The 23773-nt window shown below is 73.2% G+C and carries 10 protein-coding genes; 5 read left to right on the forward strand and 5 right to left on the reverse strand.

The window, feature by feature from the left end; all coding sequences use genetic code 11:
- Positions 1 to 131 precede the first annotated feature (131 nt).
- The gene (locus ACZ59A_RS15290; RefSeq protein ID WP_470958462.1) at positions 132 to 2915 is read right to left on the reverse strand and encodes an AAA family ATPase; all 2784 of its coding nucleotides are present in this window, start codon (positions 2913 to 2915) and stop codon (positions 132 to 134) included.
- A 384-nt stretch (positions 2916 to 3299) separates the two neighbouring features.
- On the reverse strand, positions 3300 to 4160 hold the full coding sequence (locus ACZ59A_RS15295; protein WP_470958464.1) for a calcium-binding protein: 861 nt from the start codon (positions 4158 to 4160) through the stop codon (positions 3300 to 3302).
- A gap of 2266 nt (positions 4161 to 6426) precedes the next feature.
- Between ACZ59A_RS15295 and ACZ59A_RS15300 the strand changes: the two genes are divergently transcribed.
- Complete coding sequence (locus ACZ59A_RS15300) at positions 6427 to 6888, forward strand: ATP-binding cassette domain-containing protein (RefSeq protein ID WP_470959659.1); 462 nt, start codon at positions 6427 to 6429, stop codon at positions 6886 to 6888.
- Here ACZ59A_RS15300 and ACZ59A_RS15305 read toward each other — a convergent pair.
- Positions 6873 to 7583 (reverse strand): haloacid dehalogenase type II, encoded by a 711-nt coding sequence (locus ACZ59A_RS15305; RefSeq protein WP_470958466.1) that lies wholly within the window; start codon positions 7581 to 7583, stop codon positions 6873 to 6875. The genes ACZ59A_RS15300 and ACZ59A_RS15305 overlap by 16 nt on opposite strands.
- Before the next feature lie 84 nt (positions 7584 to 7667).
- Between ACZ59A_RS15305 and ACZ59A_RS15310 the strand changes: the two genes are divergently transcribed.
- The gene (locus ACZ59A_RS15310; RefSeq protein ID WP_470958469.1) at positions 7668 to 8240 is read left to right on the forward strand and encodes a CGNR zinc finger domain-containing protein; all 573 of its coding nucleotides are present in this window, start codon (positions 7668 to 7670) and stop codon (positions 8238 to 8240) included.
- Between the two features lie 183 nt (positions 8241 to 8423).
- The gene (locus ACZ59A_RS15315) at positions 8424 to 9293 is read left to right on the forward strand and encodes an MBL fold metallo-hydrolase (protein ID WP_470958472.1); all 870 of its coding nucleotides are present in this window, start codon (positions 8424 to 8426) and stop codon (positions 9291 to 9293) included.
- Positions 9294 to 9307: 14 nt separating this feature from the next.
- On the opposite strand, the gene ACZ59A_RS15320 is transcribed toward ACZ59A_RS15315, so the two are convergent.
- Entirely contained in the window at positions 9308 to 10180 is an 873-nt protein-coding gene (locus ACZ59A_RS15320; RefSeq protein ID WP_470958474.1) for an SAM-dependent methyltransferase, read from the reverse strand.
- Between the two features lie 154 nt (positions 10181 to 10334).
- Here ACZ59A_RS15320 and ACZ59A_RS15325 point away from each other — a divergent pair, with 154 nt between their 5' ends.
- Together ACZ59A_RS15325 and ACZ59A_RS15330 are read left to right on the forward strand one after the other, a co-directional pair.
- Positions 10335 to 10562: a VOC family protein gene (locus ACZ59A_RS15325; RefSeq protein ID WP_470958477.1), complete on the forward strand. Its 228-nt coding sequence runs from the start codon at positions 10335 to 10337 to the stop codon at positions 10560 to 10562.
- Positions 10563 to 10751: 189 nt separating this feature from the next.
- A complete protein-coding gene (locus tag ACZ59A_RS15330; RefSeq protein ID WP_470958480.1) occupies positions 10752 to 11687 on the forward strand; it encodes a D-alanyl-D-alanine carboxypeptidase family protein in 936 nt (311 codons plus the stop codon).
- 68 nt (positions 11688 to 11755) lie between these two features.
- Here ACZ59A_RS15330 and ACZ59A_RS15335 read toward each other — a convergent pair whose 3' ends face one another.
- Positions 11756 to 23773, reverse strand: a complete 12018-nt coding sequence (locus ACZ59A_RS15335) for an amino acid adenylation domain-containing protein (protein ID WP_470958483.1) — start codon at positions 23771 to 23773, stop codon at positions 11756 to 11758.

A 23773-nucleotide genomic window follows, 5' to 3' on the forward strand; every position in this document is an offset into this window, starting at 1 on the left:
CTACCCGTAGAGCCCCCTAGGAGGCCGTGTCCCGCGCGGCGGCGGCGCGGCACCCACCCGCACGTCCGCCCGCCCCGCCGGGAGACGGGACGGGCGGACGACGGCCCCTCGCCGGGGCCGGAGGGAAGGGGTCAGGCGGACTCGTAACTGACGGCGTGGGCGCCCTGCAACAGCTGCTCGCGGTTCCTGATGCCCATCTTGCGGTAGACGCGGGTCAGATGCTGTTCCACGGTGCTGACCGTGATGAACAGCCGGTCGGCGATCTCTCGGTTGGCATATCCCTGGGCGGCCAGCATGGCGACGCGCCGCTCGGATTCGCTCAGCCCGCCGAACGTGTCCTGGCCCGCGCGGTCGCCCTCGCGCGGCCCCGCGCTCCCTTGGGTGCCGATGCTCCGCGGCGTGGACGTCGGAAGCAGCTCCTGGCACAGCGGCTCCGCCTGGCAGCTCTTGGCCAGCCGCCACGCCCGCCGCGCGGTCGGCCGGGCCCGCTTGTCCCCCAGCTGCTGGTACGCACGGCTGAGATCGGCCAGCACGGCGGCCGCCTCGTACCGCGCGCCACTGCTCTCCAGCAGGCGGAACGCGTCCCGCAGTACGGGGGGCTGCTTGGCGGGCGGCTGGACCAGCGCCAGGCTGTGCAGGGCCATGCCGCGCGACCGGGTGAGCCCGGTGTCCGGCCTCGCGAGCTGCTTCTCGACGAGCCGGGCCGCCCGCTCCCGGTCGCCCAGCCGCAGCCACGCCTCGGCCTCGCCCAGCCGCCAGGGCGCCACGGCGGGAGTGTCGACGTTCCAGCGCCGCATCAGGCTGCCACACCCCTGGAAGTCGGACAGCGCCAGATACGTGTTGCCGGTGGCGAGATGGTGGCGGCCGCGCGCGTACAGATAGTGCAGCCCCGCGCGGGTGAGGAACAGCTCGGGCGGCGGCTCCGGCGTCAGATACCCGGCCGCGGCCCGGTGGTCGCCCATCGCCGTATGGGCTTCGACGAGGATCGCCAGCGCCAGCGCGCTGCTGACGTTCCATCTCGGCCCGGACAGCCGGGCGTACGCCGCCTCCGCCTGGCGCACGGCGTCCGCCAGCCTGCCCCGGCGCAGCGAGACGAGGGCGCCGACGCAGGCGATCTGCGCCCGCCAGGCCGGGGCGTCGTGGCGCTCCGCGTCGTTCGCCAGCTGGTCGTGCCACTTGGCCGCCGCGTCGAGCCGATCCGCGTAGCACAGGGCGAGCAGCGCCTTCGGTAAGCTGCTGAGCTGCGAGGTCACCGCGTTCTGGCTGCTCTGGAACACCTGCTCGGCCAGGGCGATGGCGTACTCGTCGGCCCCCCGCTCCATCACCAGCGCGAGGGCGTGTCTGGCGCGCAGCTCGGAGTGGGACGTGGCCGGGGCGGCGGTGGCGGGCAGCGGACGGCGCAGCCGGTCGAGCACCCCGGGGACCTCCGAGGCCATGAGCATCCGCATGCCGTGCAGCGCGGTCGCCATCCCCTCGTCGCCGTCGTTGAGATGCTCGACGGCCGCCAGCGCCTCGTCGAAGCCGAGGTGGAACAGCATGCCCTCGGCGGCCCACAGCGCGTCGTCGCCCGTCAGCTTTCCCTCGACGATGGGGCCCTTGAGCGCGAGGAAGTGCGGGGCTGAGTCGGCGGGCCGCAACTGCCACTGGCCGCAGGCATATTGCGACTTCACCGCCAGGCGCTGCGCCTCGTCCACGCAGCATTCGCGGGCCAGCTCAAGACACCGGATGCCGCGTTGTACGTCGCCTTCGTTCAGGGCCTGGCAGGCGGCATCCCGCAGCACGTCCAGCACCCAGTCCTCGTGCAGCGGACCGGCGCCGAGCAGGTGCGCGGCGACCGCCTGGGGCGGCGCCCCGCTGTCGTACAGCAGCCGGGCGGCGCGGCACCGCAGCTGCGTCGCCTCGTCGTGCGGCATCTCGCCGAGGACCGCCTGCCGTACGCCCGCGTGCCGCAGCCGCGCACCGTGCAGCACGCCGATACCGGCGAGCAACCGGAGGTAGCGTTTCAGCAGTTCCGTGTCGATACCGCTCAACCGGCTCAGCAGCAACGGCGTGGCCGCCTCGTCCAACAGCGCCACACAGCGGGCGAGCAGGACCGCGCGCGGGCCGATCCGGTGCAGATACGCGAGGACCGCCTGATGGAAGACGGGCCCGACCGACACCCCTCCCTCCTCGATGAGCGCCTGCGCGAGCAGCGGATTGCCGCCGCTCAGGGCGTGTATCTCGGCGATGAACTGGTCCGAGGGAGGGGACGGCGAAGGGGCCGGGGGACGGCTCGCGGCCAGCTCCCTGATGCCCACCCGGGAGAGCGGCCCCAGGTGGAAACGGCGCACGCTCGTCCGGTACAGCAGGTCGTGCAGGATGCGTGGCGGCTGCTCCTCGACGGAGACCCCGCGCGTGAACACCAGCGCGAGGCAGAGCCGGTTCATGCGCTGCGCGAGATAGCGCAGACACGAGAGGCTGGCCGTGTCGGTGTGCTGGATGTCGTCCACCGTGATCAGCAGCGGACGCCGGGCCGCCAGATCGGCGATGAGCTGGTACGTCTGCCCCGAGACGGCAAGCGAATCGTCCTCGGCCACGGGCGGTCCGGGAACGGGCGGTCCGGGAACGGGCGGGACGGGAACGGCGGACACGTCCGCGTCCGCCCGCAGGGCCCGCACCGCCTGCAGAAGTTGGGCGAGGGCGCTGTACGGGACGTCGCGCTCGTGCGGCGAACTCACCACACCGAGCACCGTGCTGCCCGCCGCGGTGGCCCGCTCCGCCAGGGCGTTGAGCACCGTGGTCTTGCCCATCGCCGTCGAACCGCTGACCGCCGCGATGGCCCCCCTGCCCCGCGCGGACTGCACCAGGAGATCATCGAGCTGTTCCAGTAATTTTCTTCGTTCCACCAACACTGCTGAGCTTCCCCCTGTCGGCATCTTTGATCACGAAGCCGGTGCCGTTTTCCAGCACGCCCGGAACCGGAATGGACTCGTCAATGCTGGAAGTGCGCGTCCTACATTTGGCGACTATCCGGGCGGTAGGATATTCGGCGCGACGCCGCTGAACACCCCTTGGAGATGTTCCTAGGGAAATCTTAGTCCCGGGACCCCGTGGTTTCCGGGAAGGAGCCGGTCGGGTCTTTCCGGAGCGATTAATTCCTTGTGTCCTGGCGCGCGTGGATCATGAAAATGCCAAAGCAGTAGAGAAACAGGGTATTTTGTTGTAGACACCTGTCACGCACCGAGACCAGAGGTCATGGTCATGAACGTGGCGAAGGCCGCGGCGATGACCGCCGCGGCCTCGGGAGACGGCTGGCGCCGTCAGTCCTGGTAGACCTTGTTGGTGCCCGGCCCGCCGGAGAGCGTGTCCGTGCCCTTGCCGCCGTACAGCGTGTCGTTGCCACTGTTGCCGTACAGCGTGTCGTTGCCGTCTTCGCCGTACAGCGTGTCGTTGCCCTTACCGCCGTATACGTAGTCGTTGTCGGCCCCGGCGCGCAGGATGTCGTCACCGTCGTCGCCGTACAGGTTGTCGGCACCGCCGGTTCCGGTGAGGGTGTCGTTCCCGGCGTCGCCGCGGCACTCGTAGTCGCAGGCACCGGTGATGATGTCGTCGCCCGGGCCGCCTCCGGCCCCCATGCCGTCGCCGCCGTCGATGCGGTCGTTGCCGTCCTCGCCCCGGAAGTCGTTCTGCCCGGTGCCCTTGAGGACGTCGTTGCCGGAGCCGCCACGGATCGCGGCGATCGTACCGGCCCCGCCGTCGACCGTCGCGGTGTCGGCGCCATCGCCGAGGAAGACCTCGAAGGTGGTCGAGTCGTCGGAGCCCAGGGGCTCGGGGATGACGCACCGTACGGTGGTGTGATCGGCCGCCGAGGGGTACGCGCACTTGTCCCACTGCGCCGCCGACGCGTCGATGGCCATGCCGGCCCGGTCGCGGAAGGTGATGAGGAAGTCGGTGCCGAACTCGTCGGGGTCGGCGTCGATGTTCTCCGTGGAGACCGTCAGCTTGTTCGTCTGTCCGGCGGCGGCGAGGTACGAGAGCACGCCGTCCTCGTGGGCGAGGGTGGCCTGCGACGCCGTGGCCGCCGTGTCCGCCCGGGCGGCGGGCGCCCAGAGCATGGCCCCGGCTAAGGCGGCGGCGAGTACGGCGGTGGCGGTGGAGGCGAGGATTCTGCGCTGAGCCATGCGGAATTACCCCTTCGGGGAACGGGTGGATGATCACCCACTCAGACAGCGCTCCCAGGGAGTGGGTTGTGCCGGAAAGTCCTGGTCAGTTGCCTGGGGCGAATATGTCATCCCGGGGCTTCCCGGTGTTCTCCCGGACGGCACCGTGCGGCAACCTCCGGGGCTGACCGGGGGCCGGTCGGAGAGCGATCAGAGACCGGTCAGAGATGGAGAAGCGCGAGCGCCGGGGGGCGAGACATACTGCTCGAAGCCGGTCAGGCCGAGCCAGGCGATGCCGACGGGACCGCGACGGCGGCCCCATCCCACCGATGGAGACACGATGAGCAAGCCCACGAGGACGGACACGCAGTCGCCGCCCGCATCGCACGTTGCCGACAGCCACGACCTGATCCGCGTGCACGGTGCGCGCGAGAACAACCTCAAGGACGTCAGCATCGAGATCCCGAAGCGCAGGCTGACGGTGTTCACCGGGGTCTCCGGCTCGGGCAAGAGCTCGCTGGTGTTCAACACCATCGCCGCCGAGTCCCAGCGGATGATCAACGAGACCTACAGCACCTTCGTACAGGGCTTCATGCCGACGCAGGCACGGCCCGAGGTCGACGTGCTCGACGGGCTCACCACCGCGATCATCGTCGACCAGCAGCGGATGGGCGCCGACCCCCGCTCCACGGTCGGCACCGCCACCGACGCCAACGCGATGCTGCGCATCCTCTTCAGCAGGCTCGGGCAGCCGCACATCGGCCCGCCCGGCGCGTTCGCCTTCAACGTCCCCTCGGTCCGGGCGAGTGGCGCGATCACGGTCGAACGAGGCAACAGCAAGACCGTGAAGGCGACCTTCAGCCGGACCGGCGGCATGTGCCCGCGCTGCGAGGGCCGGGGCGCGGTCTCCGACATCGACCTCACTCAGCTCTACGACGACTCCAAGTCGATCTCCGAGGGCGCGTTCACCATCCCCGGCTGGAAGTCGGACAACGTGTGGACCGTCGGGCTCTACGCCCAGTCGGGCTTCCTCGACCCGGACAAGCCGATCCGCGGGTTCACCAAGAAGGAGATGCAGGACTTCCTGTACGGCGAGCCGACCAAGGTGAAGGTCAACGGCGTCAACCTCACCTACGAGGGGCTGATCCCCAAGCTCCAGAAGTCGATCCTGGCCAAGGACCGGGAGGCGATGCAGCCGCACATCCGGGCGTTCGTGGACCGCGCGGTCACCTTCACCACCTGCCCCGAGTGCGACGGCACCCGGCTCACCGAGGGGGCCCGGTCCTCGCGGATCGGCGGAGTCAACATCGCCGACGCCTGCGCGATGCAGATCAGCGATCTGGCCACCTGGGTCCGCGGCCTGTCCGAGCCGACGGTGGCGCCGCTGCTCGCCGCGCTGCTGCACACCGTCGAATCGTTCGTGGAGATCGGCCTCGGCTATCTCTCGCTCGACCGGCCGTCGGGCACGCTGTCGGGCGGCGAGGCGCAGCGCGTCAAGATGATCCGCCACCTCGGCTCCTCGCTCACCGACGTCACCTATGTCTTCGACGAGCCCACCATCGGGCTGCACCCCCATGACATCCAGCGCATGAACAACCTGCTGCTGCGGCTGCGGGACAAGGGCAACACGGTGCTCGTCGTGGAGCACAAGCCGGAGACGATCGCCATCGCCGACCATGTGGTCGACCTCGGCCCCGGTGCGGGTACGGCGGGCGGCAGCGTCTGTTTCGAGGGCACCGTCGAGGGGCTGCGGACCGGTGGCACCATCACCGGCCGCCACTTCGACGACCGGGCCGCCCTCAAGAAGACGGTACGGACGTCCACCGGCACCCTGCCGATCCGCGGCGCGACGGCGCACAACCTGCGCGACATCGACGTCGACATCCCGCTCGGAGTGCTGGTCGCCGTCACCGGCGTGGCCGGTTCCGGCAAGAGCTCGCTCATGCACGGCTCGCTGGTGGGCAGCCCGGAGGCCGCCGAGGCGGGTGTGGTGGCGATCGACCAGAGCGGGATCCGCGGCTCCCGGCGCAGCAACCCGGCGACGTACACCGGGCTGCTCGACCCGATCCGCAAGGCGTTCGCGAAGGCGGGCGGCGTGAAGCCCGCGCTGTTCAGCGCCAACTCCGAGGGCGCCTGCCCCCATTGCAACGGCGCGGGTGTCATCTTCACCGACCTGGGGATGATGGCCGGTGTCGCGACCACCTGCGAGGAGTGCGACGGGAAGCGGTTCCAGGCGTCGGTGCTGGACCACCACCTCGGCGGCCGCGACATCAGCGAGGTGCTGGCGATGTCGGTGGCCGAGGCCGAGGAGTTCTTCGGCGCGGGCGAGGCGCGCACCCCGGCCGCCCACCGCATCCTCGGCCGCCTCGCCGACGTCGGGCTCGGCTACCTCAGCCTGGGCCAGCCGCTCACCACGCTGTCCGGCGGTGAGCGGCAGCGGCTCAAGCTGGCCACGCACATGGCCGAGAAGGGCGGCGTCTACGTCCTGGACGAGCCGACCACCGGTCTGCACCTCGCCGATGTCGAGCATCTGCTCGGCCTGCTCGACCGGCTGGTCGACTCCGGTAAGTCGGTCATCGTCATCGAGCATCACCAGGCGGTGATGGCGCATGCCGACTGGATCATCGACCTCGGCCCGGGCGCGGGCCACGACGGCGGCCGGATCGTCTTCGAGGGCACTCCCGCCGACCTCGTCGCCGCCCGCTCCACCCTCACCGGCGAACACCTGGCGGCCTACGTCGGCGCCTGAGCGAGAGGTGCCGTCAGCGCGGTGGTCAGCTCGTCCAGTCCGTTGAACCGCCCGTCGAACGCATCGGAGCCGGTCGGCGGATCCCCGGCCGGTCGCCGGACGTAGGCGGTCCGCATGCCCGCCGCCCGGGCGCCCCGGAGGTCCCAGGCGTGGGCGGCCACCATGAGTACGCGTTCCGGTGCGCATCCGGCGGTGTCGATGGCGAGCCGATAGACCTCCGGCGCGGGCTTGTAGGCCGCCGCGGCCTCGGCGGACACGGCCTGGTGCCAGCGCAGCCCGGCATGTGCGTCGAGCCGCAGCAGAGCGGTGTGGCTCGCGTTGGAGAGCCCGAGTACCGGGAAGTGCCGCGCGAGCCGTTCGAGACCGGTGGCCGAGTCGGGCCAGGGAGGCAGGCGCCGCCCCGCTGTCGCCAGCCGGGCGATGGCCGCCGGATCCGTGAGTCCGGCATGGTCGGCCACCCGCCCGGCGGCCTCCGCGTCGATGGTGTCGGTGTTGACGTACGCACGGCGCCCTTGCGCGATGCGCTGCTGCTCGCGTTCGACATGCCGCTGCCACACGGTGAGCAGCGCGTCGACGGACGTGTCGTCCGGTCCGGGCACCGCCTCGCGCAGGGCCGCGCGGAGCCCGCCTGGTTCGTCGACCAGGGTTCCGAGGACGTCGAAGACGACGACCTCGATGTCGCGGATCTCGGCCACGCGCTCTCCTGTGCTCGTACGGGAATCACCGGTTCAGCTGGTGACGACGTTGCCATCGGCCTCGTCACCGGTCAAGATGGTGACGTGGATTTCGCGTATGTGAGCGGCAACCCGGCCCTCGATCTGACCGGCACCGTGCTGTCCCGTCGGGGCGAGCCCATCGACACCCTGGCGGCGCCCGCGGACCTGGAGCGGTGGGTGGCCCGATGCGACGCGCTCCCCGACCGGGTGACCGCCGACGTCGCCACCTACGAATCCGCACTGTCGCTACGAGAGGCGATCTACCGGCTCGCCCTCGACCGCGTGCGCAACCGGCCCTTCGACCCGGGCAGCCTGAAGATTGCCAACGCCACGGCCGCCGGGCCCGTCCCCACGGTCGAACTCAGTGACGCGGGGCTGCGGATGGCGGGAGACCTCCCGGCAGTGCTCTCCCACCTGGCCAGAACCGGTATCGCCCTGCTCGCCGACCCCGACGCCTGCCTCAAGGAGTGCGGCCGCGGTGGCTGCACACGCATCTACCTCGACCGCTCACGCGGCGCCCGGCGCACCTGGTGCGGGATGGACGCATGCGGCAACCGCGTCAAGGCCGCGGCCTATCGAGCCCGCAAACGAGCGGCGGCCACGGCCGAGGGCCAGGGCCCCGAGGAAGCCAGCTGACGATGGCGATGTCTACGCAAATCACCGCAAATACCCTACGCCCCGCCGGGCCGTCAGAGTGACCCGGGGGTCGAAATACAAGATCGGCAGGGCCTACCGATTCCCGCACCGGGTGGGATACCCCTGAAGGCACGGCCCCGGTCGGGGCCGTCCCTCCCCTGATCTCCCCGAAGGAGCCATGCCATGGACGGCTGGTACGTGGACGACCGCTGTACGAACTGCGACGCGGCCCGCCAGCTCGCGCCCGGGCTGATCGGCGAGATCGAGGGAAAGTCACGGATCCTGCGGCAGCCGAAGGACACGGCGGAGACCCGCGGCCTCCATGCCGCCGCGTTCGCGTGCCCCACCCGCTCGATCCGCCCGGCGTCCGGACGGCCGGACCGGACGCTGGACCCCTTTCCCATGGCCCTGGACGACACCGTCCTGATCTGTGGGCACAACTCCCCGCACACCGCCGGGGCCAACTCCTATCTGCTCCTGCGGCCGTCCGGCACGGCCATGATGATCGACACTCCCCGCTGGAGCCAGGAACTCGCCGCGCGGTACGGGGAGTCGGCCCCCGTCACCGATGTGCTGCTCACGCACCGCGATCACGCCGCACACGGCCGCCGCTACGCGGACCACTTCGGCGCCCGGCTGTGGATCCACGAGGGCGACCTCGACGCGGCGCCGGACGCGGACCGGGTGATCCGGGGGCTCGAACCGCTGGAGATCGCCGAGGGGGTCACCGCCCATCCGCTGCCCGGCCACACCCGGGGCAGTGTGCTCTACCTCGCGGATGGCCGGTACTGCTTCAGCGGCGACAGCTTCTACTGGTCCCGTACGACCGGTGATCTGGCCGTCGCGGACAGCGTGACCTGGTACTCCATCGAGGAACTGGCCCGCTCCCTGGGCAGGGTGGCCGAAACGCTGCGATACGAATGGGTCCTGCCGGGCCACGGCGACCGCCACCGTCTGACCGCCGACCAGATGTCCCGGCGGCTGTGCGCCCTGGCGGAACGCACCCGGCTGCTCCGGCCCCGGCCGGTCGACTTCACCGCGGTCCGCTGGTGAGGTGCGGGCGTACGTCAGGAGAGCCCGCGGGGCCGGATCTCGGCGACCCCGGCGAAGGCCCACACCCGCTCAGGGTCGTAGCCCAGTCCGTCCTCCGGCCGTGGCGCGGGGCCGAGTTCGGGATGCCACTCGGGCAGCCGTACCACTCCGGGCTCCACCGGACGCGTTCCGCCGAACAGCCGGCGGACGTCGGCGTAGCTGCGCAGCACCATCGGAGCGGCGACCTTGCGCTCGGCGTAGACGGCGGCTCCGGCGGAGGTGGTGGGGGAGTAGTCGCCGGTCGCGTGCGACATCGCCAGGTAGCTGCCGTCGGGCAGGGCGTCGCAGTAGGTGCGGATGAGGGCCGCCGGGTCCGCCTCGTCGGGGACGAAGTGAATGATGGCGGAGAGGATCAGCGCGATGGGCCGGTCCCAGTCGAAGATGTCCGCCGCGCGCGCCTCGTCGAGTACGGCGGCGGGCTGGTGCAGATCCCCGTGCCGGTAGGCCACGCGACCGGCCGGTCCGGACGTCAGCAAGGCCCTGGCGTGCGCCAGGACGATGGGATCGTTGTCCATGTACAGCACCCGGCAGGCCGGATCCACCTGCTGGGCGACCTCATGCAGATTCGGTGAGGTGGGCACCCCCGTGCCCAGGTCGAGGAACTGCCGCACGCCCGCCGTCTCCGCCAGATACCGCACCGCCCGATGCATCCACGCCCGGTTCCCGCGCGTGCTGTCCCGCACCTGCGGCGTACGGCGTAACACCTCCTCGGCCGCCTCCGCGTCGACCGAATAGTGGTCCTTGCCGCCGAGGTAGTAGTCGTACATGCGGGCGGGGTGCGGCCGACCCGTGTTGATCTGCTCGGGTGCGAAGCCGAGTGTCTGTGGGGTCTGGCCATCGGCGGGCATCGGTGCTCTCCTCGAACGCGCGGGGGCGGGCGGTGCGGTCCTGCGTAGGGTATGCGGCCCGCAACGAACCGAACGCCCGTTCCTTCCGTTCCGAGGGGAATGGGGCAGACTTTCCGCCAGGGGCCTGCCCTCTGCCTGACTTGGAGGTCCTGACGTGGCCAGTAAGTTCACCGAGCTTGCGATCGACTGTGCCGATCCCCGCGCTCTCGCCGGGTTCTGGTGCTCGGTCCTCGACTACGAGGTGCAGGACGAAGAGGTCCGTCGCCTGCTCGACCTGGGCGCCCGACACGCCGACGTCGGCCAGAAGGGCGAGGAAAGCTGGGTCACGCTCGCCGACCCGGAGGGGAACGAGTTCTGCGTCCTCGCGAGCCGCTGCCCCTGATCGGTGCGCTTCCGCCGACGCTCGACGCCGCCGTGGCATGCGGCGTCTTCTTGGTGTGCCCACAGCGGGGGTTGACGGTCCGCCACCCCGCGGACACCTTCCGGTATGTCCTACCCCGAAGCATGTTCGCCCTGCGTACAGTGAGACGATGCGCCCGCCGAATCGATTTTCGACTCAAACGGAGGGCGAATGCATAAACGTCGTGGAACCGTGACCCGTCGCTGGAAGGTGGCGGCGGTCGCGTCCACGGTGGCCGTGGCGATCGTGGTCCCGGTGGCGGTGGCTCAGGCATCGACCGAACCGCCGGAGGTCAGTGCCAAGGGCGCGTACCTGCTCGACACCGGTTCCGACGAGGAACTGATGGCCAAGGACGCCGACACCAAGCGTCCGATGGCGAGCACTACGAAGATCATGGCCGCGCTCGTGGTACTCGAGACCAAGAACGTGGATCTCGACAAGCAGATCACCGTCAAGCAGGACTACCGGGACTACGTCACCAAGACGGAGGCCAGCACGGCGGACCTGCAGACCGGCGACAAGCTGACCGTGAACCAGCTGCTGTACGGGATGATGCTCCCGTCGGGCTGCGACGCGGCGATGGCGCTGGCCGACACGTTCGGCACCGGCGACACCGTGGCCGAGCGCACCAAGTCGTTCGTCTCCAAGATGAACGCCAAGGCGAAGGACCTGGGGCTCACCAACACCCACTACGACTCCTTCGACGGTGTCTCGGCGAGCAGCGAGAACTTCTCGACGCCCCGCGACGTGGCGGAGCTGACACAGCGGGCGATGGAGAACTCCACGTTCCAGACGGTCGTCAAGTCGGTGTCCAGCAAGCAGGAAGCACCGGCGGCCAACGGCCGTACCCGGTACTACTCCTGGGACAACACCAACCGCCTCCTGGGCTCGTACAAGGGCGCCATCGGAGTCAAGACAGGGACCACCACCCCCGCCGGTCCCTGCCTGGTGTTCGCCGCCGAGCGCGATGGCCGTACGGTCGTGGGAGTCATCCTCAACGACGCCGCGGACCGCTACCCGGACGCGCAGAAGATGCTCGACTTCGCGTACGACGCCGACACCTCGGTGAAGTGGCGCAAGCTGCCCAAGGACGCTCAGCGGGACTGACCCGTAAGCTCCTTGTGTCGAGAGCGCGGTGCCCCGGCCGGATGGGTTCCGGCCGGGGCACCGGTGTGTCAGCCCCCGTCGCCGACCATGTGGCCGAGCAGATGAAGCGGCGCCGCGCTCACCCCGGCCGCCTCGACCGCCGCCCAGTACGCGTGCGCGTGGGAGGCGTCGACCAGCCCGTGGACCAGCGGCAGCCCGGACACGGCGGTGTGCAGCAGGGATTCGAGCCGACAGGAGGCGACCGTGCCCGGCAGCCACGCCTGTTGCGCATAACCGGAGGCGGCGGCCCGCGGCAGGCCGTCGGCGATGTGCCGCTCGGTGTCGCCGACCGCGAGCAACCCGCCCCCGACCGCCAGCACATCGCGTCCTCGGCGCATCCGGTCGAGGGCGCGTGCGGTGTCGAAACAGTGCGGGAAGGAGTCGTCGACCACGACGGTTCCGGCGCGCAGCCGGTCGACGTCGAGGACGGCCGTACCACCGCTGACGGCCGCGACGATCAGATCGGCCTCGTACACCACGCCGGGCACGGCCGGGGCGGACTCGGCCGTCTCCACCGACCCGGCCGCACCGCTCGCGCGCAGCTCCGCGGCGAACGCGCGCAGGCGGGGCGCGCTGCCCGCGAGGTCGCACAGCACCAGGCGGGCGGGCGGGCGCGGGGCGCCGCTGAGGAGCAGGTGGAGGGACGAGGTGCCGATCGAGCCGAGCCCGACCATGGCGACGGTCAGATCCCCCAGGTCGCGTCCCGTCGCCGCGAGCGCCGCGTGGACGGTCTTGACCACGGACACCGCGGTGGCCGCGTGGCCGGTGGTGACCGTCGTCGCCCCGCTGATGGCGCGCACCACCTCGAATCCGTAGCCGGTGTACGCGGGGATCATCCCGGCCAGGGAGACGCAGCGCGCGCCGAGGGAGGCGGCGTGGGCGACGGCGCGGGCGGTGTGGCCGGTGAGCCCGTCCCCCGGGGCCAGTTCGTCGGCGAACAGCGGCAGCGAGACGAACGCCGAGCGGCCCAGCGGTGTGCTGATCTCCTCCAGCAGGCGGGGACCGCCGTCCGGGAAGAGCAGGGCCCGCAGGTGTTCGCGGGGCAGCCCCGCGGCCGGTACTCCGGCGAGCGCCGCCAGGTGTCCGGCCGCGGGCAGGTAGCCGACGAGCGCGGCGTCCGTACGAGGGGTACGCACGGTATGGCGTGGGCGCGGGCGCGGTGCCACGGCTGCGGTCAGCTCGTCCCGCAGGGCATGGGCGAACGCGTCCGTGGCCGCCGGGCCGAGGGCGGCGGACGAGGCCCGCACGGTGACACGCAGACCCTCCCCGGCCGGCCGGACGGCGAGAAACACGTCGGTGCCCACCGGAGGCGGGGCGAGTTCCGTGTCGTGGCCGTCCCAGTCGAGGGTCAGGGACTCGCCGGTGGGTCGGCCGAGGGCGGAGAAGTCTAGGTAGCTGAAGAGGAACTGCGTGGCCCTCGGCAGGCCGTGGCCGTCGGACGGCTCGCCACCGGTGGCGTACGTCCGCGCGGCGGCGGCCTCCTCGGCGATGCGGCGCAGATCGTCGCGGAAGTCCTCTTGCTCCGTGCGCTCCACGTGCTCCATGTGCTCCATGGCCGGGCGCAGCGGTACGGCGGCGGCCAGCGGGCCGAACAGTCGGCTGATGTCGGGCAGCGCATGGTCACGTCCGGTGACCGCGAGCCCCAGGACGAGGTCCCGTCGGCCGGTGAGATCCGCCAGCGCCCGGTAGTAGGCGGTCAGGACGGGGGCGTACGGCGTGGCGCGGACGGTGGCGGCGAGGCGGCGCAGCCCTGCCGTCACCGCGGCGTCGAGGGTGAACCCCGCCGACCCGAACCCCGCCTCGGCTGTGTCACCGCGCCGCAGGTCGGGCCGCTCGTACGGGGCGTCGTGGCGCGCGCGCCGGGCAGTGGCCGCCGGGTCCGGGGCCGACTGCCGGAGCAGGGCGACATAATCGCGGAACGTGCTGCGCAGCGGCGGCAGTTCGGGCTGCTCGCCACGGACGAGCCGGTCGTAGACGGTGATCAGCTCACGGCCGAACAGAGCCGCGCTGTAGCCGTCGCCGATGAGGTGATGGGCATGGACGACGAGCGTGTGCTCGCCGGGGGCGAGGGTCAGCACCCGCAGGCGCAGAAGCGGCCAGGCCCACGGCTCGAACCGGCGACGGCGTTCGTCGGCGATCCGCTCGTCGAGCTGGGCCGGGGACGTCAGGGTCTCGAAGTCGACCGGGAGCCGCAGCGCGGGCGGCAGTTCCTGCTGGACCGGCGGGCGGGCACCGGCGGGGAAGACGGTGCGCAGCATGGGGTGACGGACGACGAGCGCGTCGACCGCGCGCTGGAACACCTCGGCCCGCAACGGGCCGCGCAGCCGCAGCCGGGCGAGCCACGCCGAGCCGGTCCCGGGCGCGATGGCCTCCGCGACCAGGAACCCGCGCTGGGTGGGGGTGAGGGGATACGGCGTGACGTCCGCCCCGGCGGGGGAGGCGGGGACCCGTTGGGCGCTGGTGGTCTCGTCGATCGCGGTGGCCAGCGCGGTGAGTGTGCTGTGCTCGTAGATGACCGTCGGCCTGGGCAGGGGGCTGTTCCCCGGCGCCACCTCGTGTGTCTTCTCCAGCCGGGCGAACACCTCCAGGACGAGGATGGAGTCGCCGCCGAGCGCGAAGAAGTCGTCCTCGCGGCCGACCCGCGCCACGCCCAGCACCTCGGACCAGATGCGGGCCAGGGTGTGTTCGGTCGGTGTGGCGGGCGGGGTTCCCGGGGCCTCCGCCGGGGCGGGCGCGGCCTCGTCCGGCGCCGCCTCTTCGTGCGCCGCCTCTTCGGTGTCCGCGTCGAGGCGGCGGCGGTCCACCTTGCCGGTGCCGGTGAGGGGCAGCGCATCGAGGTAGTGGAAACGGGCCGGGAGCATGTAGTCCGGCAGTGTGCCGCGCAGATGGGCACGGAGCTGCACCGATTCGGGCCGCGCCCCGCTCGGCAGGGGTTCCACGAAGGCGATCAGGCGGCCGTTCCGGTGCAGTACGGCGGCCTGCGCGACGCCCGGGTGGGTGTGCAGCACCGCCTCGATCTCGCCCGGTTCGACCCGATGGCCGCGGATCTTCACCTGGTCGTCAAGACGCCCGAGGAACTCCAGTACGCCGTCGGGCCGCTGGCGGACCCGGTCGCCGCTGCGGTACCAGCGCGTGCCGTCGCGCTCGGTGAACGCCGCCGCGGTCCGCTCGGGGTCGCCGAGGTAGCCCGGCGTCAGCCCCATGCCGCCGATGAGCAGCTCACCGGGCTCGCCGGGGGCGCAGCGGCGCCCGTCCTCGGCCACCACCGCCACCTCCGTGCCGGAGATGGGGCGGCCGATCGGCAGTCGGCGCGCCTCGTCGCCGGGACGGGCCTCGATGAGGTGGCAGGTGGCGTTGATGGTGGCCTCGGTGGGCCCGTACAGGTTGGCGATGCGGTGGCCGGGCCCGAACAGGTCGTACCAGCGGCGGACATGCGCGGCGGGCAGTGCCTCCCCGCCGACGTGGATCCAGCGCAGCGCCGACAGATCGGGCCGGGGCCCACCGCGCCGCACCCGGGTCTCGGCGGCGGTCAGCAGCCGTTCCCACAGGGTCGGCACCGAACTCCACACGGTGATCCGGTCCCGTACGACCCGGTCCAGAAGCGCTTCGGGGTCGCGGACGAGGTTGCGCGGCAGCGTGTGCACGGTGGCCCCGACCAGGAGCGGCGCCAGCAGCTGGCGTACGGACGCGTCGAAGCACACCGAGGCGGTCTGGGCGAGCCGGTCGCCCGCCCGGTAGCCGAAGGTGTCCACGGCCCAGTCCAGGTAGTTCACCATCGCCCGGTGGGTGATGGGCACGGCCTTGGGGCGGCCGGTGGAGCCCGAGGTGAAGATGGTGTAGGCAATCGCGTCGGGGTCGGAGTTGGGGGCGGGGTCGACGGGCGCCGGGTTTGCCACCGGGGAGGGGTCCTCGATGGCGACCGCCGTTACCTCCTCGAACGCTTCGGCCAGGGCGCGGGTGGCGGCGTGGCACACCACGGTCCGGGCCCTCGTCCGCCGGAGCTGATCGGCCAGGCGCGCGGCCGGATGCGCGGCGTCCAGCGGCACCCACCCGGCTCCGGCCCGCAGGATGCCGACCACACCGACGACGGTGTCGGCGCCCGGCTCGGTGAGCAGGCCGACCAGATCGCCGGGGGTGACGCCGTGGGCGCGCAGGCGGGCGGCGAGGGTGGCGGACGCGCGGTCGAGCGCCGCGTACGTCAGGGTGGTCTCGCCGGTGTCCACCGCGACCTGGTCGGCGGCCGCCCGGAATCGCGCGCCCAGGCGCGCGACGATTCCGCCGGGCCCGGTCCCGGGAGTGGTGTGCGCGGTGAGCTTGGTGAGTTCGGCGAGGTGTTCGCGGGCCAGGCGCTCCACGGTGGTCGGCGTGAACAGCCGGGCCGGGAAGTTCCACGAGAAGTGCAGGGCCCCGTCGCTCTCCCAGCACAGCAGCCCCAGGCGCGTGGCGGCGGAGGCGGTCCGTGCCGCGGCCGGACGTACCGTGACCGGACAGTCGGGGGCCGCGGTGACGGGGAAGCGGGCGAAGCTGAACCCCGCCGGGGAGGCGGTGCGCGGTCGTGTCCCCGCGGCTGGCAGCAGCTGCGCGATGTCGAGGCCGGTGAGCCGTGCGTGCCGCTCGGTATCCAGCCAGCTCTCGCGCAGCCGCTGTGCCAGGGCGGGCACCGGTTCGTCCGGGTCGACGGTGGCCAGCAGCGGCAGGGTGTCGGCGAGCGGGCCGACCAGCCGGTCGAGCCCGGCTAGCCGCAGCTCACGACGGGCGCGGGCGACGTTGACCGCGATGTCGCGCCGCCCGCTCCACCGCGCCAGGCAGCGCGCGTACGCGGCCAGCAGCAGGTGGAACAGCGAGACGCCGTGGTCGGCGGCGCAGGTGCGCAGCGCGGTGGTGAGGCCGGGGCCGGTGGCCACCTGATGTGCGGTGAGCGGCGCCGCGGGTGGTGCGTCGGGGTCGCCGTCCCAGGGCAGGTTCAGGGGGTGTGTGCGGTCGGCAAGCCGGTCCTGCCAGTACCGGCGGTCCTCGGCGGACTCCGGGGAGGACCGCTCCGCCTCGACGGCGGTGGCGTAGTCGGCGAAACCGGCCCGCAGCGGTGGCAGTTCGGGGGAACGGCCGTGTGCGAGCGCGGTGTAGACCGACCACAGCTCCTCGCCGAGGACGTTGAGGCTGAATCCGTCCGCGGCGGCGTGATGCAGGACGAGCAGCAGATGGGCCAGGTCCGCGCGTTCGCGCACCAGTACGGCTCGTACGGGTGCCTCGGCGGCGAGGTCGAAGGGCCGGTTGCACAGCGCCTCCTCCAGCTCGGCCAGCGGGCTGCCGTCGTCGGCGTCGCGGACCTCGTACCAGGACGGTGTGGTGTGTGGCTCGGGCGGCCCCACGCGCTGCGTGGGTGACGCCGCACCACCGGGCTCGATCCTGAGGCGCAGCATCGGGTGGCGGTCGGCGAGGAACGCGAGTGCCCGGCCGAGCAGTTCGGTGTCCAGACCACCGCTGACGGTCTGGCGCACATACGCGTACGCGGCCACCTCGGGGTGCAGCCTGCCGCCCGTGTGAAAGGCGAGCTGTACGGGGGTGAGGGGGAGCGGGGCACCGGCGGCGAAGGCGTCCGTGCCGCTGTCGGCGAGGTGCGGCGGGGGTACGAGCGGCTGGGGGCGCACCGGGTCGGCCGACAGGTGAGCGGCCAGCTCGCGGATCGTCCGGTACTCGAAGAACAGGGTGGGCGGCAGCGTCCGGCCCCACTCCGACTCCAGCCGCCGGACGAGGTCCACGGCGGAGAGCGAGTCGAGGCCCATGGAGAGGAACGGTTCGTCGTCGGCGACGTCGGAGGGCGCCCGGCGCAGGACCTCGGCCAGGAGGCGGCGCAGGGTGTCGGCGATGCGGGACGGGTCGGTTCCGGGCGTGGCAGGAGCCGAGGCGGCGGTGGCCGACGTGGCGGAGGCCGACGCCGTCATGGCTGACGTGGCGGGGACCGACGTGGCGGGGGTGGGCCTACCGGCTGCTGACCCGACGGTGGCCGACGCCTCGACGGGTGGCGTGGCCACCCCGGCCGCCGACTCCGCCACCACCTCCGCCACGACCAACTGGGCGGTGTCCATACCGCAGGCCGTGTGCAGCGCCGCCAGCCCCGCGCCCGTGGTCAGCGGCGCGATGCCGCGGGCCGCGACGGCGGCCCGGGACGGCTCCCGGGCGGCCAGCCCCGTATCGGCGAACGCGGCGAAGTTCAGCGACTGCCACGGCCGCCCGGCGGCCCGTTCCGCCGCGGCGAACGCGTCGAGGAAGGCGTTGGCCGCGGCGTAGTCACCGAGCGCACCGGCCAGCCCGGGCAGCACGGCGGCGACCGAGGAGAACGCCACGCACACCGCCGGGCGGTGGCCGTGCCGCCACAGGGCCCGGGACAGCAACTGGCTCCCGCGCACCTTGGCGGCCATGACCCCGGCCATCTCCTCCGGAGACTTGGCCCGCAGCGTGCCCGGCCGCGCCACTCCCGCCGCGTGGAACACCCCGTCCAGCGGCGGCAGACCGGCCATCAGGGCCTCGACATCGGCCTCGGCCGACACATCCGCCACGCGGTACTCCGCGGTGGCGCCGAGCGCGCCGAGTTCGGCCAGCAGAGGGCCCGCCGGACGGGCCGACCGGCCCACCAGAACGAGCGTCGGCCGGCCACGCCCGGCCAGGTCGCGCGCCAGCGCGGCGCCGATCCCGCCCGTACCGCCGGTGATCAGGTAGGTGCCGTCGGGCGGCAGTGGCGACGAGGGCGGCGGGTCGGCCGCCACCGGGGCGAGCGTACGGACCAGGCGGTGGCCCGCCCGCCACGCCACCACCGGGCCACCGTCCCCCGGTGCGCACCGCCCGAGCACCTCCCGTTCCAGCGCGTCGAGCCGTACGTCCAGGGAGTCGTACGAGGACAGGTCGACGCTGTGCGCGGTGAGACCCGGGAACTCCTCGGGGAGCGCGAGCGTCAGGCCGGTCAGCAACGCCTGGGCGGGGCGGAGCCGTTCGGCGGCGGCGCCGGTGGCGTGCACATCCTCGGTGACCGCCACCAGACGGGCACCGTCCTGGCTCATCGGGGTGAACAGGCCGCGCAGCGTGGACAGTACGGTGTTTGTCGCGGCGTCGAGGTCCGCCACGGCCGCACACTCGGCGGCGGGTCCGGCGATGAGCACAGTGGCGCGTGGGAACGGCTCGGCGGGGGAGAAGTCCCCGTCCCTCCGCACCGCGACACCGCGCCGCTCCAGCCGCCGGGCCAGCGCGCGGGCCAGCTCCGAATCCGGTCCGGCCAGCAGGACCGCGCGCGGGGCCTCCGAAGTGCCCCCGTCCGCCTCCGGAGGCGCATCGCACCAGGTGAGGCGGTGCAGCAGCGGTGCCGCCACGGGCTCGGGCCAGTACCGGCGGCGCTGGAACGGGTACGTCGGCACGGTGACGCGGGCCCGCCCCGCGCCCAGTGCCGCGTGGTCCACCTCCACTCCGCGTGTCCACATCCGCCCCAGGGCCGTCAGCAGCGCCTGCCCGGTATCGGTGCCCGTGCCCGGGGCGGTGGCCAGTGCGCACACGTCCGGCGCCAAGTCCGCGCCGTCGCGTCCGGCCGCGACGGAGCGGACCGGCCCCGGCAGGGTGGTGCCGGGCCCCAACTCCACGAACGTGTCGTATCCGTCGTCCAGCAGACGTGCCACGGCGGGGCCGAAGCACACGGGCCGCAGGGCGTGTTCGCGCCAGTGCGCCGGGTCCAGCGGCGGCTGCCAGCGGGCGGTCAGTGTGCTGAGCAGGGGCACCGACGGCGGACGGGGAGCCAGCGTGGCGGCGGCCGTGGTGGCGAGCGGGTCGGCCACCGGGAGCATCGCGGGGGAGTGGAAGCCGTGGGACACCGGGAGGGTGCGGGCCGGAATCCCCTCGGCGGCCAGCCGCGCCACGGCCCGGTCGACGGCTTCCCGGGGTCCGGAAATCACCGTCTGATCGGGGGCGTTGACCGCCGCCACGCACAGCGCGTCCGCGGATTCGGCCAGCACCGCGGCAAGGGCGTCCGCTCCGCAGCGTACGGCGGCCATGGCGCCCGGATCGGCCAGGTCACGCATCAGACGACCCCGCTCGGCGGCGAACCGCACCGCCTCCGCCAGGGTGAGCGCCCCGGCCACGCACGCGGCGGTGACCTCGCCGACGCTGTGCCCGGCCACCGCGTCCGGGCTCACGCCCCAGGCGCGCAACTGCCGGGCGAGCGCGACGCCGTACGCGACGAGCAGTGGCTGCGCGACCTCCGTACGGGCCAGATCGGCGGGCGCGGCATCGGGGTCCAGACACCACTGGGCCAGGGTGCGCCCGCACACCGGGCCGATGAGCGCGGACGCCTCGTCCAGCGCGTTGCGGAACGCGGGCGCGGACCGGTACAGGGCGCGGCCCGCGCCCGGCCGGACGGTGCCCTGGCCGGGCAGCAGGAACACCAGCCGGGGCCGGGCGTGGGCCACGGCGGGAGCGGGGTGGGCTTCGAGGCGTTCGGCCAGGTCGTCGCCCCGGGACACCACCGCCAGCCGGTGGCGGCCGTGGTCGCGGGCGGTGTTGACGGTGGCGCACACGTCGCCGTCGTCGAGTTCGGGGTGGGCGCGCAGATGGGCCGCGAGGTCGCGGGCCGCGGCCGCCAGGGCGTCGGCGCCGCGCGCCGAGAGGGTCAGCAGCTGCGGGCCGCCGTCCTCACGCGGGGCGTCTTCACGCGGACCGTCTTCACGCGGGGCGTCTTCACGCGGACCGTCCTCACATGGCCCGTTCTCACGTGCGGCATCGGCCGGGCGCGGAGGCGCCTGCTCAAGGATCGCGTGTGCGTTGGTGCCACCGAACCCGAAGGCGTTGATCCCCGCCACCAGCGGGCCGGGCGCCGTCCACGCACGATGCTCACCGACCACCGCGAAACCCTCCGCGCCGCCCTCGGGAAGCGACGCGGGCGGATCGTGGTGCAGCGAGGCGGGCAACTCCCGGTGGCCCAGGGCCAGGATCACCTTGACCAGGCCCGGCATGGCGGCGGCGTTGAGCAGATGGCCGACGTTGGTCTTCACCGAGCCGAGCAGGCGGGGCCGCCCGTCCGCGCGCGGCCCGAACGCCTGGCGCAGGGAGCGCAGTTCGACGGGGTCGCCGAGGGCGGTCCCGGTGCCGTGCGCCTCGACGTAGGACACGCTGTCGGGGTCGACCCCGGCGTCCCGGTACGCCTGGACGATGATCTCCCGCTGGGTGAGCGCGTTGGGGGCCAGGAGACTCAGCGAGCGCCCGTCGTTGTTCACGGCGGTGCCGCGCAGCACGGCCAGGACCGGGTCGTCCGCGCGATGCGCGTCGTCCAGCCGGGCCAGGACGATCGCCGCGCCGCCCTCCCCGGGGACGAAACCGTCCGCCGCGGCGCTGAAGGCGCGGCAGCGCCCGGTCGGCGACAGCACCCCCGCCTGCTCCAGCAGCCGGTGACCGGTCGGGGACAGTTCGAGGTTGACCCCGCCGACGACGGCGAGATCGCACTCGCCGGACTGCAGGCTGCGGCGCGCCAGATGCAGCGCGACCAGCGCCGAGGAGCAGGCGGTGTCGACGGCGAGGGCCGGGCCGGTCAGGTCCAGGCTCTGCGCCACCCGGGCGGCGACGAGGTTGGGCAGGTTGCCGGTCAGCGCGGCGGGCGGCAGCCCGCCCGCCGGGCCGAAGACCCGGGCCAGCACATCGCGGTAGCCGCTCTCCCCGGTCGCGGCGAACACGCCGACGCGGCGGCCCGACCGCCGGGCGCCCGCGTAACCGGCGCGCTCCAGGGCTTCGTGGGCCAGTTCCGAGAAGATCCTCGCCTGCGGGTCGGTCGCGGTCGCCTCCTGGTCGTCCATGCCGAAGTACGCGGCGTCGAAACCGGCCGGGTCGGCGAGGAAGGCGCCCCACCGGGCGGTGGCCTCGGGCCGGGTGTCCCACCGGGCGGCCGGTACGGGTCCGACGGCGTCGTGACCGGCCACGAGCCGGTCCCAGAAGGCGTCCGGGGTGTCGGCCCCGGGAAAGCGGCAGGCCATGGCGACGACCGCGATCGCCGCCGAGTCACCTGTGGCGGGGCGGTGGCGGCCGGGCTCGGGCGCTTCGCCCCCGCGCGTCGCCAGCACGTGTTCGGTGAGCGCGGCGACCGTGTCACGGTCGCGCAGCACACCGGGCGGTACGGAGACCCCGAAGGTGTCCTCCAGCGCGGCCAGCACCTCCATCGCCTTCAGCGACGAACCACCGAGGTCGAGGAACCGGTCGTGCGGCCCGATGCCGTCCACGGGCCGCTCCAGGACCCGAGCCCAGACCCCCGTGACGACCCCCGCCACTTCCCGCCACGAACGCGCCGCCCCCGCGCTCCCCGCCGCCGCGCTCCCCGCCGCCGCGCTCCCCGCCCCCGCGGGGACCCCGGCCGCGGGGACCACGGCAGCGGCCCAGCGGGTCTCGACCGCCGCGTACGCTCCGGACTCGTAGCGCTCGCGCATCGTGCGCCGACGCAGCTTGCCGCTCGTCGTCCGGGGGAACGCCCCCGGTGGCAGCGGCAGCACCCGTACGTCGTCGTGCGCCAGGGCCCGTCGTACCCGGGCCGCCACCCGGGCGAGCACCGCCGCCGCCTCCCCCGGTGGCCTGGGCCAGCGTACGAAGACGACCACCCGCTCGGTGCCGTCGGGCGGGCCGGTCGAGCCGATCACCGCGGCCAGCGGGGTGGGCAGGCCGGGAGTGGCGGCCGCCACCTCCTCCAGGTCCGGGGCGTGGAAGGTGCTGCCGTTGACGAACACCACGTCCTTGTGGCGGCCGGTCACGCACAACCGGCCGTCGTCCACGAAGCCCAGGTCGCCGGTGTGCAGCCAGCCGTCGGCGAACGTGGCGGCGGTCGCCTCGGGGGCATCCCGGTAGCCGCGCGCCACCTGGGGGCCGCGTACGTGGACGTGGCCGACCCGCCGGTCGCCCAGGGGGCGGCCCGTGTCGTCCGCGACGCGCACCTCGCATCCCGACACCGGCAGGCCGACGTCCATCAACTCCACCGCGTCCGGGCCCGGGGCGGTGTCCACCGCGCGGCCCCGACCGAGGGCCGCGCGGTCCAGCACGCGGGGCGCCGCCACCTCACCGAGCGGCGGGAAGGTGACCGCCAAGGTGGCCTCGGCCAGGCCGTAGACGGGTTGCGGGGCCCGGGCGTCGAGCCCGGACGGCCGGGCCTTCGCGGCGAACCGCCGCCACACCGCCGGGGCGATCGGCTCGGCACCCACCAGAACCAACCGCACGGCGGTCAGGTCGAGTCGGCCGAACACCTCGTCGGGAATCCGGCGTGCGGCGAGCGCGAGGGCGAAGTTGGCCGCGGACAGGAGCGTGGCCCGGTGCCGGGCCGCCGTCTCCAGCCACAGCGCGGGGCGTTTGGCGAACGACAGCGGCTCCAGCCGCACCTGCTTGGCGCGCGCGGCGAGCGGGGCCAGATGGGTGCCGATGAGCCCCATGTCGTGGAAGTACGGCATCCAGCTCGCCACCACATCGTCGGACGTGAGGGCGGCGGCGGAACAGATCTGCGCCAGATTGGCCAGCACGCAGGCGTGCGTCAGCTCCACGCCCTTGGGTGCCCCGGTGCTGCCCGACGAGAACTGCAGGAAGGCCACGTCACCGGGGGCGGCCACGGGCAGGCGGCCGGGCGGGCTGCCCTGCCGCAGCGTCTCCAGCCGCAACGGCCGCAGTTCGGAGGGGAGTTCGTCCAGCAGCGCCGCGGTGGTCCCGTCCACGGCCACCGGCGGGCGGCCGAGCAGCTCCCACACCGGCAGCACCCGCCGCGCGTTGGCCGCGAGCGGCACCGGGACGAGCCCTGCCGCCAGCGCGCCCCAGAACATCGCCTGGAAGTCGTCACCGCGGTCGGCGAGCAGCGGGACACAGGTGCCGGGGGCCATACCGGCCGCGAGGTAGCCCCCGGCGACGCGCAGTGCCTCGTCCCGCAGCTGAGCGTAGGTGACGGTCCGCTCGGCACCGTCTCCCCGCACATGCACCAGCACTTGGTCGGGAGCCACCTCGGCGGCGTCCAGCAAGACCTGCGGCAGTGTGGTCTCGCCATGCGGTCCGGACAT

The sequence above is a fragment of the Streptomyces sp. NPDC040405 genome (assembly GCF_055595765.1).